Origin of the sequence: Halonotius sp. GCM10025705 (assembly GCF_042662885.1) — an archaeon.
GTDB lineage: Archaea > Halobacteriota > Halobacteria > Halobacteriales > Haloferacaceae > Halonotius > Halonotius aquaticus.
Genome location: NZ_JBHSZD010000001.1, coordinates 1,213,169 through 1,227,351, shown reverse-complemented (window position 1 = coordinate 1,227,351; position 14,183 = coordinate 1,213,169). Strand labels below are relative to the sequence as shown.

Below are 14,183 nucleotides of genomic sequence, written 5' to 3'. Positions count from 1 at the left end.
TGTTTGTGTGTGACTACTCATTCGTGTCGGAGCGCGTCGATGGGATCGATTCGGGCGGCCCGCCAGGCCGGATACAAGCCGGCGACGATCCCGACAACGACGCCGACACCGACGGCGAGAGCGATCCAATCCGGTGCCAACGCGAATGTTACGTCCGCGTAGGCGGCAGCCCCCGACCGACAAGGAGACCGAGCGGGACGCCGAGCAGCGAACCGAGCGTCCCCAACAGCGCGGCCTCGATGACGAAGATACTCATGATATCGCGGTTGCGCGCGCCGACGGCTTTCATGATCCCGATCTCCCGGGTGCGTTCGGTGACGCTGACCAACATCACGTTGGCGATGCCGATCGCGCCGACGACCAGCGAGATGACGCCGATGCCGGTCACAAACCGGGTGATGCGCTCGATCACATCGCTGATCTCATCGATGAAGTCACTGCCCGACCGGGCGACCAACTCGGTGTCGCTCGCCGAGAGTTGGCGGGCATCGGCGGCGCCAGCGAGATACTCCTTGATGGCGGCTCGCGTCTCGGCGGTCTGTCGTGGGTCGGTGACGACGGTCACCTGTGGGTAGGCCCGCTGCCGCACCCCAGCCGAGGGACTCTCGACGACCGCCTCGTAGAAGGGATCGACCGGCGCGAACAGCCGCGGCTGGCGAGCAAAGTTGCTGACCGGCAACTCACCGCGGGTGCCGTTGACGACCCCCGTTACCGTAACCGGTCGCTCCTCGCCGTCAGGATAGCGCAGCGTCAGCGTCGACCCGGCCGTCAGATTCTTGCTGAAGCCGGTCGCCAGTCGCTCGTTGACAACGACCTCGCGTTCGCCGCTGGTGAACGAACGCCCCGCCACGATCGACCCGGCGGTGATGCTTTCAGGCGTTGTTGCGGTCACCTGCGATCTGGCCAGCGTTTGATTCCCGGCGCGTATCGATGACACTTGTATCGAGCCGCGTGGTAAGACAGCCGTGACGCCGTCGATCTCACTGATCGCCGCAAGATCGGCTTCGGTGAACACCGGCTGCAACACTCGATCGAAGCCCTCGTCGTCGCTGGGGGTGCCGAAGACGTAGATATTGCCCGCGTTGCTGTCGCCGATATCGCCGATGATCTCGGCTTGGACGCTGGCCCCGAACGTTGCAAACGTAATCACCGAGGCGATGCCGATGACGATGCCGACGACGGTCAACGCCGAGCGAAGCTTGTGGGCCCGCACCGACCGCACAGCGATCCGGAGTTCTTCGCGGCCGTCCATTAGGCCTCACCCGTGGCTTCGATTGAGCCGATCTCGCCGTCCGTGATGTGGACGATCCGGTCGGCCCGCTCGGCGACATGGCGTTCGTGAGTGACAAGCAGGATAGTGTTGCCCGCGGCGTGGAGCTCATCAAAGATATCGAGGACGGTCGCGCCGGTGTCGGTGTCGACATTGCCGGTGGGTTCGTCGGCCAGGATGAGTGCCGGATCGGGCGCGAGCGCGCGGGCGATGGCGACTCGCTGGCGTTGGCCGCCGCTGAGCTCGCTGGGGACGTGGTCGGTGCGATCGGCCAGCCCGACCGCCTCCAAGCGGTCGGTCGCGCGGTCGAGCCGCTCGGCCCGCGACCAGCCATCGAACACCAACGGGAGGGCGACATTTTCGACGGCGGTCAGCCGCGGCATGAGGTTGAACGTCTGAAAGACAAAGCCGATGTCGGTGCCGCGGATCGCGGCGCGTTCGTCTTCACTCGCTGTCGAGACCGGCTTGCCGTCGACGGCAACATGCCCCGAGGATGGCGTATCGAGTCCGCCGATCAGGTTCAACAGGCTGCTTTTGCCGGAGCCACTCGGCCCCATGATCGCGGTGTACGACCCCGTTGGGAGTGTGAGGCTCACCCCATCGAGTGCGGTCACCCGGCTGCCGACCGTGTAATGTTTCGACACCGCCTCAACGACGACCGTCGGCTCGGCGTCGTCGCTGGCTGCTGTTGCGGTCGCTGCTGTTTCGCTCACAGGTGAGTATGGCTGTCTGTGGGTATCAACGTTGGCCGCCGGCTCGACGGGACTGGACGGCGCAGGTGGTCGCTGGGTGGTATATCGACGGCTGCTTGTGGTTATTCATCGGAGGCAGTCAACAACAGTGTATTTGAGACCAGCGTGTCGATTGCCCGCCGGAGCCGCTCGGAGGCGGCCTGATCGGAGATGTCGAACTCATCGGCGATCTCTTGGGTCGAGATCTGCCGCGGCAGGGAGTAATACCCCATCTCAACGGCGTACATCAGCGTCTCTCGCTGGGGTGCGGTCAGGCCGTACCATGGCCCAGCGTCGGGTTTGGTTGGGTTGTAGATCCGCCTGATATCGATGGGGATCCCGCCATCGAAACAGACCTGCTGGAACGCTGAGAGCGCGTCGTGGGTTCGGAACCGAATCTGAAAGACCCACGTCTCGTGGCCGCCACTCGCCTCAAGAATATGGCCGTCCAGTGATATCACACTATCAAAAAACGTGTCGTCAGCGATCTCCCAATCTAACCCATACAGTGTTTCGCCGTTATGTGAACTGACCCCGTAGAGATTCGAGACCGAGGTATGGTTCCGAACGTTCGCCTCGAAGGCCTCCCGGGCGTGGTCGACGACGTGAAAAAACGGGACTGATCGCCCCCAAGCGGAACCATTGTTTTGAGGGTTACTTTTCCCTCTCCCTCCGTGGCCAGAATCCGCCCGAGTTGAAACTCGGCTGCCGGGAGGGCCAGTTCGATGATAACAGGCACAGGTGTTTACAAACGGACAGGTGAGATAAACCCTCGCCATATAATCGTGTGGGGCTATCGGAAAACCATGGTTGATCATGCATTTCGGTACGCCTATCCCCGTGGCGACGAATGTCTAGCTATGTCAATAGCCACCAGCACTCTGCGAGCGTGTTCTTGCCGCCACCATGGCGCTGTCAGGACGCAGCAGCCTGCCAAGCGACAGCGGTTTGAGGCGGCGGTATGAGCGACACGCAGTGGACAGAGTCTCTGACGACCACAACTGAGTTCGAAACCGCGCTTAGAGAGCTGCTTACCGCGGCCGAAAAAAACGATGTCGACATCGAAGGTAGCTGGGTCTACCATGCCGATGGGAACACTGATCCCAACTGGGAAGTGCTCGTCTACGAGTTGGAGTAGCGCGGACTCAACGCCCACCTCGTTAGGTCATTTATATACCTTGGTGCATCAAGCTAAACGAACTTCGGGGTAGCTGAGAAACGACTACTATGGCCCCTGCTGACGTTTTCTTCCGTCTAACGAGTGGTACAGCGCGAGCTACAGTTCACGGGTCGACTGCCACCACCGACAAGCGGAGTGAGTCCATTCCGCCCGCTTCTCCTGTCACTGGTGCTGGTATCTCTCTGTCCCGCCGGACGGGGGCTCTCGATAGCAACGCCCGCTGTCTGAGTCCAGTGCGGCTGGGATACCTCCACCTCCGTCGACTCGGTCGTCGCTTGGAGGGGCCACAATGACTGTAGAACAGCAGCTACAGGCAGAGACAACAGCTGACACGGCCAGAGAAGCACTGTATAACCTTATGCAATCTGACGTAAGCTTTGAGGAAAAGGCCCGCAAGGCACTCGATCTGGGTACCGCATATCTTGATGTTGACGCCGGTCATCTCACACGAATTAACCAAGCAACCAATCATTGGCACGTGACTATCAGTACTGATGGGCCGGACGGTCAGTTTTCACCTGGTCTGGAACTTGATCTGAACACTACATATTGTCGACGAGTGATCGAAACCAACGAGACGATTGCTATTTCAGACGCCCCGGCCCAAGGGTGGGGTGACGATCCAGCCTTCGAAGCGCATGGCCTCCATTGCTACCACGGCACGGAGATAACCGTCAACGGAACCGTATACGGAACCCTCTGTTTCGTTGCCAAAGATGCGAATAAAGAACCGTTCACCGAGGAGAAAACAAAGTACGCCACGTTGATCGCTAGGTTGCTTGAACATGAGCTTGAATACGAACGATTCGAGACCCAAATCACCCGACAATCAAACCTCGCAGTGGTGCTTAATCGGGTACTTCGGCATAATCTTCGGAATGATCTCTCCGTGGTTCGTGGCTATACGCAGGCGATGGCGAATGAACTGGATAACGACGCATTATCCGAACCGCCACTCCGGAATATCGATAAACTGCTCAGTTTGAGTGACAAAGCTCGTGAATTAGGTCGTCTGGTCACCCAGAACATGGAAAGCGAATCGGCTGATCTGTCGACTTTAGTTCGTGACAAATTTAAACAGGTTGAGGCGGAGTACCCAACGGCAGCCTTCGCTATTGAGGCCGAGGGTAATCTCACCACCACGGTACTCCCTTGTTTCGAGAAGGTAATCAGAGAACTCGCTGAAAATGCGGCCAAACACGGCGGTTCAGCACCGACTATCTCTGCGGATCTGTCTGTAGTTGACGCCGATATCGTGATTGAGATCTCGGATGATGGCCCGGGGTTACCGAAACAGGAGGCACAAGTGTTCGAAACAGGCGACGAAACACCGCTGGTGCATGGTTCTGGACTCGGCCTTTGGCTTGCCTATTGGATCGTCTCGATTCATGACGGCTCGATTAACGCGACGGCCACGGCCAGTGGGACAACAGTGACGATTACCCTACCCCGAACCACCAAGACCTACCGAGCATACCAACAAAACAGCCATCTCTGTCAGCATGATCAGTATAAGCAGTGCTTCGATACCGCCGGCGAGGGGATGACAATCACTGACGACGACGCACGAATCATCGATATTAACGATGAAGCAGCCCGTATCTTCGGTGAAAAGAAAGACGAGCTCATCGGCCGCTCAATCCGGGAGTTCTTGCCCGCCGATTTCGATTTCGAATCGGAGTGGGGTGAGATTCAATCGGGTGCTGTCACCCGAGATACGCTTCCTGTTGTCAGTGCGGATGGCGGCACCAGCCCAATCGAATACACGGCAAAAACGGATGTTGTGTCTGGCTCGCATCTGCTCATGAGCCGAGATCCAAACAAACGCTGATCCTTCCGCTGTTTCTTCTCAGTCTTCGTCACAACGAATGCTGCAAGCGGTCGCTGATTGTCCTCTTTACCGGAGAATATAAGCACCATTGTATATCACCGGGTAGAGCTATCGGGAAACAAGAGAATGGTAGTAGTATGCAGCAGCTACCAGCAGAAAGCTCCCCATACCGCGTCCGTCATCCGATGGATCCACACGGTATACTGCTGCTTACCGCGCCATCGGCAGAGCGGGTGTTCCAAGTCGTCACATACGAAGATACACCGTTGCGAACACAGTTCCAACACGCCACCCGCGGTGATATGCTCCACCTCAACTTGGAACGTGTTGAAGGGCGTGCGAGTGTCTACCGAGCAACTCGGGAACCCGACCATCCGGTGACAACAGAAAACCGACCAGTTATGCCGCGATTGCTGCATGCGGCTCTGGAATTACTCTTCGAGCCTCAGGAAAACACCACCCCCGACACAGTTCGCGGGGATCCGCAACTGACACAAAAACTGACCCTCGGCCGGTCAAGACAGAGAAACAGAGCATAAAACGATGAGTAAATTCCAACAAGTACTGGTTGTTGAAGCTGACACTGAAGAGACGGAATCACCATTGACGTTGTCAGAAACGGCCGGGTTCAATGTTGAAACCGCACGAACCCCAGATGAAACTCGTGACCGTCTTAGTCGAAACGACATCGACTGTGTTGTGACTTCTCTCGATAGTGCGACGACAAATACAATGGCTATCGTTGCCCGGCATCCTGATATCCCTGTGTTGGTCGTCGCTGAATCCGGCTCAGAGTCAGTTGTCGTCGAACTTGATACGCCAATGGCAATTGACGATGTATCAAGTATGGCTGCCCAACAAACAGTCCTGAGCCATCAAGTTGAGTCGGCTGTGACCAACGGGCAGGCACCATCGGAGAGTTCAACCCCAGATGCAAGGACTGTCTGTGAACGAGTGACTGATGGTATCTTTGGCGTCGATACGAACTGGCGTTACACGTACGCCAACAGTGAGGCCGCAGCCCTCACGGATCGATCTAAAAATGATCTGATCGGGATGTCGATTTGGGAAGCGTTTCCCGAGCTCGCTGATTCAGCATTTGAAGATGCCCTCCGGCGTGGAATGGAGTCTGGCGAATCACTCTCAGTGGAAGCCAAATATGAACCACACGGAGTTTGGTACAATGTGCGTGTCTATCCGGATGATGATGGAATTTCAATCTATTTCAAGGATATCACCGAAGCTATCGCCCGGCGTGAAAAGTTACAACGTGAAAACGAACGGCTAGAGAAGTTCGTCAGTATCGTAAGCCACGACCTTCGGAACCCATTGAATGTCATCCGAGGGGCCCTCGAGCTTATCGAAGACAGCGGCGATACATCCCACACAGAAATGGGACTTCGAGGTGTTCAGCGAATGGAAAACCTGATTGAAGATCTCTTGACGCTCGCCCGAGAGGGAGATCGGATCGAGGAATTTGAAGAAGTAAAGCTAAATCATATTTGCACTCAATGTTGGGAGACTGTCGATACACATACCGCAACCCTCGATATCGTCGGCGATCACACAATACAAGCAGACAGAAGCCGTCTCAAGCAACTCTTAGAGAATTTGTTCCGTAATGCAGTTGAACATGGTGGTGAGGAAGTAACTGTTACTGTAGGAGTGCTTGCGAACTCTCAGGGATTCTATGTCGCTGACAACGGTTCCGGTATCCCACACGAAGACCGAGAGTCAGTGTTTGAACATGGATACTCAACCTCAACCACTGGAACCGGGTTTGGCCTTTCAATTGTAAAGGAAATTGTCAATGCACACAGCTGGCAAATTACGGTCGATGATAGCGACTCTGGTGGCGCGCAATTCAACATCACGGGAGTTTCCAGAGTTGCTAACCCACAAGAGATTGATTGAGTTACAGGATAAGCCCTGCGTTCAACACTTGATACCCCATTCTATACAGTACCTGATAGACATCCGAGTGATCGATACAGAAGACAGAGGATCTATCCATTATCCTGAAAATTCACTGGATGGATTCTAACTGCTCCAGTAGGAGTTTGCCACGCATCCAACCAACATATGCTACTCGTCGGATGCGGTCAACAGCAATGTATTCGTCACGAGCGTCTCGATCGCGCGTCTGAGCCGTTCGGAGACCGCCTGATCAGAAATGTCGAACTCCGCGGCGATCTCTTCGGTCGAAATTTGTCGTGGTAGCGAGTAGTAGCCCATTTCCACAGCATAGGTGAGCGTTTCGCGTTGCGGCGGCGTCAGCCCATACCACGGCCCTGCGTCGGGTTTGGTCGGATTATAGATCTTCAATACGTCAATCGGAATATCCGCATCGAAACAGGTTTCCTGAAACTCTGAGAGTGCGTCGTGGGTTCTGAAGCGGAGCTGGAAAACCCACTGGTCGGTGCCACCAGACGCTTTCAGCACCGAGCCGCCCAGCCCAATGATACTGCCAAAGAAGGTGTCGTCACCGATGTCCCAATCCAGTCCATACAGCGTCTCGCCGTCGTGGGAATTGACCACATAGAGATCTGAAACACTGGGCTGCTTGCGAACGTGTCCCTCAAATGACTCGCGGGTGTCATCGGAGACATTAAAGAATGGAACGGAGCGCTCTCCGAGCGGAACCATCGTTTTGAGAGTTATTTCTTGGTCTTCAAAGATGGATAAAATCTCTCCGAGGCGAAACGCGGAGGCGGGGAGAGCCAGCTCAACGATGACGCTCATAGGCGTATAATATGGGCAAGCGGATTAAAACGCGGGGAAAATTATTGATAATCGTCAGATTATGCATGGTATACCATGCTTTCCAGAACCCCTATCCGATTAAGGATAGTAATAGAGTTGTGAGACAACTAAGACGGTTCGCGCACGAAAGTTTGGCTACCGCTGTGGAGAGCCGAGTCGGTGGCATATGATGAGTGATCCCCCGTGGGAAGATGCCCCAACAACTGATGCAGAGTTCAAAACGGCGCTGGATAAACTCATTGTTGCAGCAGAAACGAACGATATTGATATTGCTGGAAGTTGGGTCTACGATGGCGATGCCGCAGCGACCAACTGGGAAGTCCTCATGTACGAATTAGCATAAGCGGAAACTCATGGTTGTGCTCGGTAGGAGGGTCAGTTCGAGTTACACGCCTTTGATTCGGCACTTGGCGAATCGGTATTAGATCAAGTGACCGATTCGTTGTTTAAATGGGTTTGTCTACCAAGCAATTGGATATCATACACTCACGGGTATATTCAGTTGTCTCGCTGACCGGAGTTGCGTGTCCACTCGGCGAGACACTGGTTGATCAGAATAACCCACTCCGTGTTGCCTTTTCGAACGTGGCTTTGAAAACTTTCCAAGATATGCGCTGTCTATTCCTGTCTCTTACCCACAAATCGAGTCAGGATTTTGGGGGTGCGAAATCGGCGAGCACGACCGAAATCCTCGATACCTACGGTTTCAACATCTCTTTGGAACAATTGTAGCGAGCGTGATTACTGTCGTTCTGTAACCCTCGCGGCCAATATCACTGTCTGAATCACTCCTCGTCTCGATTTTCTGTTCAAACTGCGTCGGAGAGGGTCTGAAACGTCCGTCTACGACTCCACGAACTTATGGGTAAGAGACAGGCCTAAAGATGCAGGAATTCTCCTCGAATCTCTATCGCTTGACCCTTTGCTTAACGCAAAGGTTGGCACCTCCCTCGCTCAGATTGTAAGACTGTTTTAGTAGGTTGATTTATCAAGCACAAATAGGAACCGGTAGTCGGGACAACCATCGAGTGCATGTCATCAGATGCCCAAGCTGGTGCAGAGTCACCCAGCACCGAGATGAAGAATGGCACTCAGACCAAACCTGCTCCCGAGACCGAATCCAGTACCGATGCCATCCCAAGTTCGGGAGGCGAGCAAGTAGTTGTCGAGCGCAACCGGCTCGAAGAGCTGCAGGGCTCGATGCAAGAGCTTGCGTCGGCTGCAACGCAGATTTCCGAGAGCACCGATAAAGTCAACGGCGTCGCTGCTGAGCAGGCCGAAAACATGGCGGAGGTATCCAACGAAGCCTCGGATCTCTCGGCGACCATCGAGGAGATTGCTTCCAGCGCAGATCAGGTTCGTGCTGAAAGCCAGAAAGCGCGAGAACTTGCTAATGAAAGTCAAAATGCAGCCAACGATGCGATCAACGCAATGGATGCTGTCGATGAAGCCGCCGACGAGGTCGCGGACGATATCTCGACACTTCGTAGTCGTGTCGACGAAATTGACGATGTCGTTTCTGTCATCCAAGAGATAGCTGATCAAACAAATCTCCTCGCACTGAATGCCTCTATTGAGGCAGCTAGAGCCGGCGAGGAGGGTGATGGGTTCGCTGTCGTCGCCGACGAGATCAAGACCTTGGCGGAGGAAACCCAAGAGCAATCTGTCGATATTGAGGAGATGGCAGACCGAATCAAATCCAACACCGACGAGACCGTCGACAGCATCAACCGTGCCAACCAGCGCATCGACGATGGGGTCGAGAAGGTCGATACCGCACTTGACAGTCTCAACGAAATTGGCAATGCCGTTGGCGAAATCAATACCGGGATTGAAGAGGTTGCTACTGCGACCGACGAACAGGCCGCCAGTACCGAAGAGATAGCGTCGATGACCGAAGACGCAAACGACAACGCCCGGATGCTCGCCGACGAGATGGACGAACTCGCCGCGGCCAATCAAGAACAGACGAGCATGGTCACGGAGATCGCCGATCTCATTGAGGCATTCAGTGAGGACACGACTGTAGACTTCGAAGCCAGCCGTAACTGAGGTGGTTCGATGAGCGACACTACACAAGTACTCACGTTCACACTGGGCGAGGACGAGTACTGTATCCCAATCGACTACGTCGCCGAGATCGTCGGTGGTGACACAGTGCGGTCGGTTCCGAATACCGATACTCATGTTGAGGGCATCACTGACCTTCGTGGGGAGACAACTACTATCGTCGATCCAAGCGAGCTGTTAGAGGTCGATACTGGCGAACTGCTGACCGACGGTGGCGAGGCAACCGAGCGAATCATCGTGCTTGATGCTGACGCTTTGGATACCGACTCGCCGGTCGGCTGGCTCGTCTCGGAGGTTCGGGCCGTCAGTGAAGTCGCGGGCGACGCGCTTGATTCCAGTAGCATCACCGACAGTCCGTACCTCCGTGGCTTTCTGAAAGACGACGGCAATGATAGCTTCACGCTGTGGCTTGATCCACACGAACTGATTGCCTGAACACAAGACAGGTATGCACGGATCCGTGGCGGGTAGGCCGTTTTCGAATAGATGCGAACCCAATGCAGTTACACCGCTGATATATGATATCAACTCACCGAACCGAGACAACGAATCATTTTACGACGCTGTTCACGCAATTACCTGATCCAGTCGTCGAATTTAGACAGGAGACTGACAGCGAGCCGACCATCGTTAATGCAAATGTTGCGTTCCATGATATGTTTGCATCGATCGAGTCAGTTGTCGGCCATCCGCTCCGCGAGCTTATCGTCCCGGCTGATAGCCGCGATGGTGCTACGGCTTTCGACCAACGAAGCAGCGATGGGATAGAGACGCAGGCCGTGGTCGAACGGGCGACCTCGAACGGTCGCCGGAAGTTCCGCTGTCGCCGTATCCACATTAGCGATAGTAACGGGTTCGCTATTTACTCGGATGTCACCGAGAAATACCACCAAGAGCAGTATCTCGATGTGTTGCATCGTGTTCTCCGTCATAATCTCCGCAATGATCTGACCGTTATCAACGGCCAAATCGAACGTGCATTCGAGGCGGTCGATAGCGACGAGGGCCGCGAGGCACTCGAATCGGTACAGGAGACGGTCAGTTCGCTCAGGCAACTCTGTTCGGAGGCTCAGACGATCCGGAAGGTCACCGGCCAGCCGTCGACACTGGAGGTGACGCCGCTCATGGATCTCCTGTGGCCGGTCATCGAGGACTGTCGTGAAAGGTTTCCGGCGGCCACGATATCGGTCGACTGCCCGGCCGATCTCGCAGTGTTGGCCGACAACCGACTCCGGATCGTCGTCGACAGTCTCGTCGACAACGCAGCCCGGCACAATACATCGGAAACGCCCAGCGTGACCATGAGCGTGGCTGCTGTAGACGACGAAACCGTCGAACTTGCCGTCGCCGACGATGGCCCTGGGATACCCGAATCCGAACGGCGTGTGATCATGGAGGACACTGAGGTCTCGCCGCTATCTCACGGTAGCGGGCTTGGGCTGTGGATCGTCAAATGGCTCACTGAGAGCTACGGTGGTTGTCTCGATATCGACACACTGAACGTGAATGGTAGTATCGTTCGGATCCGACTCCCTCAGGCGAGTACTTGACATCCTCCCCGCGCTAAAGCGCGAGGCTTTTCCTTGTACTTCCGTAACCCTCTTGTCGTCGGTCGTAGTGAGCACAGCACCATCCTGATGACGTTATCGGCGATATCGAAAGGTAGCTAACGCCGACTAAGTGATAGCCCTCTTTCCCCGATATTCCCTCACGATAGCTGAGGGAACTGCTTCGCTCAGAGCGATAACTCCATTGTGAACCGCCTCGGGGTCAGCCCCGAGGCACTCGGCCTGCTCAGCCTGTAGATCCCCATTCGCCCATGGGAAGACTAATTTAATGACCATTATCTATCAAGCTAAAGTCCATTACCGGTAGCTAAGAAAAAAGCATATGGCCCCCGGTGACGTTTCTTCCCAGCCAAAGAGTCGTATAGAGCGATTTACTAGTCGCAGATCGACTGCGATTATCTCCGACAGGTGTGGATTCGACCCCCGGCTGTCTCTGGATGTGTTCATATTAGGGCACGACACCGACACCTTCCGAGCAGTAGTCTCGGAGCCATTGACAGTAGTCTCCGTCGTGCTGTATCAGGCGTACCGGGTGGATCTCAACTATATCAAGTGGTACATCTCCGTCTGGAGGGCTCACGATGCCCGTAGAGAATCAGACACAAACGGGGACAGCGGCCGATACAGCCCGTTGGGAGCTCTACGAGCTGATGCAAACCGAGGCAAGCTTCGAGGAGAAGGCCAACCAAGCGCTCAAACTCGGCACTGAGTATCTCGGTGCCGAGGCTGGACATCTCACACGCATCAACACGGCAGACGACCACTGGAAAGTGACAGTCAGCACGGAGGGGTCGAATGGTTTGTTCCCCCCGGGCTCGAACTCGATCTCAGTACTACGTACTGCCGGCATGTGGTCAAAACCAACGACACGGTCGCGCTCTCAAACGCGACAGCACAAGGGTGGGACGATGATCCTGCATTCAAAACACACAATATCCACTGCTACCACGGTACAGCAATCAATCTGAATGGAGAGTTATACGGCACTCTGTGCTTCGTTTCCACCGATCCACACGAGGAGTCGTTCAGCAACGAGGAAACCATGTATGCTGCGTTGATCGCTCGACTACTGGCGCACGAACTCGAACAAGAGCGATTCGAAACGCAAATAACCTGTCAATCAAACCTCGCAGTCGTCCTCAATCGAATCCTCCGGCATAACCTTCGGAACGATCTCTCGGTGGTTCGGGGCTATACACAGGTGATGGCGGAGCAACTGGGTGACGATGTCGTATCCGATCCGCCGCTGCGAGCTATCGATGGGCTTCTTGAGTTGAGCGACAAGGCTCGTGAACTGGGCCGGGTGGTTACGGAGAACATGGACAGCGAAGCACTTGATATACCGAGCCTTGTTGAGGATCAAATCGAACTAGTCGGCGAGGAGTATCCAAACGCGGTATTCGACCTCGAAACGGATAAGCGAATCACCACGACAGTCCTCCCTTGTTTCCACAAGGCGATCAGGGAACTCGTCGAAAACGCCGCGGAACACGGCGGGTCGCCACCGCAGATCACTGCAGCCATATCGACGACTGACACCGAGATCGAGGTCGAGATCTCCGATAACGGATCGGGGTTACCGGCGCAGGAAGCAAAGGTGTTCGAATCGGGGGACGAAACACCGCTAATTCACGGCTCTGGACTGGGACTGTGGCTCGTCTACTGGATCGTGGCGATTCATGACGGGTCGACAGACGTAACGGCCACTGCTGACGGGACGACGGTGACGATTACGCTCCCCCGAACCACAAAAACGTACCGGGCCTATCAGCAGAACACAAACCTCTGTCAGTACGACCAGTACAAGCAGTGTTTCGACACAGCAGGCGAAGGAATGACAATCACCAATGATGATGCAAAAATCCTTGACATCAACGATGAGGCTGCCCGTATCTTTGGTGAGGAGAAACAGGCCCTAATCGGTCGCTCGGTTCGGGATTTTCTGCCCGCCGAGTTCGATTTTGAAGCGGAGTGGGGAGATATTCAATCGGCGGCCGTCACCCGCGATACGCTACCAGTCCTCAGCGCGGATGGCGGTGCCAGCTCCATTGAGTACACCGCACAGACGGATGTCGTTCCCGGCTCACACCTCATTATGAGCCGAGATCCGGACAAGCGCAGTAATTCCACAGAGTGCCTCTATAGTAGATGCGCTCTTTGTCACTCTACAGGCCCGTTGTGATCCTCACGACGGTGGCTTTGCTACCGGGGGCAGCGGTCTGATAGCGGTATAAGTGTCATTGTATATCAGCGCGTAGTCATATCGGGACGTACAAAAATTATCTCGTATGCGACGGATAACACCAGAAGGGTCTACATATCGGGTTAGTGACCCGATGGACGAATACGGTATTCTGTTCGTCACCTCACCAACAAGAAAACGGGTGTTCCAAGTCGTCACATACGAAGATACACCGTTGCGAACACAGCTCCAACACGCCACCCGCGGTGATATGCTCCACCTCAGCTTGGATCGACTTGAGGGGCGTGCGAGTGTCTACCGGGCAACTCGGGAACCCGACCATCCGGTGACAAGGAGTCGACCACTCATCCCACGTTTACTGCAAGCGGCTCTCGAATTGCTCTTCGAGCCTCAAGAAGAGGCCACTTCGCAACACAAGTCATCGGAATCCGCGGTTGATTCGACTAGTGACGTACAGTCGATCAAGTCGGAGAAACTAAAATTATGAGCAAATTTCAACAGATACTGGTCATCGAAGATGGCCCTGAAGGAACGGAGTCACCATTGACGTTGTCAGAAACGACCGGA

11 protein-coding genes and 1 pseudogene are annotated in these 14,183 nt (G+C 55.1%); 8 read left to right on the top strand and 4 right to left on the bottom strand.

Going from position 1 to position 14,183, the window contains the following annotated elements; translation table 11 throughout:
* Positions 1 to 17 precede the first annotated feature (17 nt).
* The 3 genes and pseudogenes from ACFQJB_RS06870 to ACFQJB_RS06860 form a co-directional block, all read right to left on the bottom strand.
* Positions 18 to 1,252 (bottom strand): annotated as a pseudogene (locus tag ACFQJB_RS06870) (ABC transporter permease).
* Complete coding sequence (locus tag ACFQJB_RS06865; RefSeq protein ID WP_379725453.1) at positions 1,252 to 1,983, bottom strand: ABC transporter ATP-binding protein; 732 nt, start codon at positions 1,981 to 1,983, stop codon at positions 1,252 to 1,254. The pseudogene ACFQJB_RS06870 and the gene ACFQJB_RS06865 overlap by 1 nt, the downstream one beginning before the upstream one ends.
* 101 nt (positions 1,984 to 2,084) lie before the next feature.
* Positions 2,085 to 2,462, bottom strand: coding sequence for a helix-turn-helix domain-containing protein (locus ACFQJB_RS06860; RefSeq protein WP_379725450.1), 378 nt, complete (start codon positions 2,460 to 2,462; stop codon positions 2,085 to 2,087).
* 500 nt (positions 2,463 to 2,962) lie between these two features.
* Between ACFQJB_RS06860 and ACFQJB_RS06855 the strand changes: the two genes are divergently transcribed.
* The 3 genes from ACFQJB_RS06855 to ACFQJB_RS06845 all read left to right on the top strand — a co-directional run bounded on the left by ACFQJB_RS06855 (position 2,963) and on the right by ACFQJB_RS06845 (position 6,926).
* Positions 2,963 to 3,139, top strand: coding sequence for a hypothetical protein (locus ACFQJB_RS06855; protein ID WP_379725447.1), 177 nt, complete (start codon positions 2,963 to 2,965; stop codon positions 3,137 to 3,139).
* 331 nt (positions 3,140 to 3,470) lie between these two features.
* Positions 3,471 to 5,012 (top strand): ATP-binding protein, encoded by a 1,542-nt coding sequence (locus ACFQJB_RS06850; protein WP_379725444.1) that lies wholly within the window; start codon positions 3,471 to 3,473, stop codon positions 5,010 to 5,012.
* A gap of 543 nt (positions 5,013 to 5,555) precedes the next feature.
* Complete coding sequence (locus tag ACFQJB_RS06845) at positions 5,556 to 6,926, top strand: two-component system sensor histidine kinase NtrB (RefSeq protein WP_379725441.1); 1,371 nt, start codon at positions 5,556 to 5,558, stop codon at positions 6,924 to 6,926.
* A gap of 171 nt (positions 6,927 to 7,097) precedes the next feature.
* Here the strand turns inward: ACFQJB_RS06845 and ACFQJB_RS06840 are convergent, their stop codons facing one another.
* Positions 7,098 to 7,754: a helix-turn-helix domain-containing protein gene (locus ACFQJB_RS06840; RefSeq protein ID WP_379725438.1), complete on the bottom strand. Its 657-nt coding sequence runs from the start codon at positions 7,752 to 7,754 to the stop codon at positions 7,098 to 7,100.
* Between the two features lie 190 nt (positions 7,755 to 7,944).
* Between ACFQJB_RS06840 and ACFQJB_RS06835 the strand changes: the two genes are divergently transcribed.
* The 5 genes from ACFQJB_RS06835 to ACFQJB_RS06815 all read left to right on the top strand — a co-directional run bounded on the left by ACFQJB_RS06835 (position 7,945) and on the right by ACFQJB_RS06815 (position 13,595).
* Complete coding sequence (locus tag ACFQJB_RS06835; protein WP_379725435.1) at positions 7,945 to 8,118, top strand: hypothetical protein; 174 nt, start codon at positions 7,945 to 7,947, stop codon at positions 8,116 to 8,118.
* 689 nt (positions 8,119 to 8,807) lie between these two features.
* Complete coding sequence (locus ACFQJB_RS06830) at positions 8,808 to 9,827, top strand: methyl-accepting chemotaxis protein (RefSeq protein ID WP_379725432.1); 1,020 nt, start codon at positions 8,808 to 8,810, stop codon at positions 9,825 to 9,827.
* A 9-nt stretch (positions 9,828 to 9,836) separates the two neighbouring features.
* The gene (locus tag ACFQJB_RS06825; RefSeq protein WP_379725429.1) at positions 9,837 to 10,280 is read left to right on the top strand and encodes a chemotaxis protein CheW; all 444 of its coding nucleotides are present in this window, start codon (positions 9,837 to 9,839) and stop codon (positions 10,278 to 10,280) included.
* Positions 10,281 to 10,363: 83 nt separating this feature from the next.
* Positions 10,364 to 11,395, top strand: a complete 1,032-nt coding sequence (locus tag ACFQJB_RS06820; RefSeq protein WP_379725426.1) for a PAS domain-containing sensor histidine kinase — start codon at positions 10,364 to 10,366, stop codon at positions 11,393 to 11,395.
* A 781-nt stretch (positions 11,396 to 12,176) separates the two neighbouring features.
* Positions 12,177 to 13,595 carry an ATP-binding protein gene (locus ACFQJB_RS06815; protein WP_379727980.1) on the top strand — a complete coding sequence of 473 codons (1,419 nt, stop codon included), beginning with the start codon at positions 12,177 to 12,179 and terminating at the stop codon, positions 13,593 to 13,595.
* Positions 13,596 to 14,183: the final 588 nt, after the last annotated feature.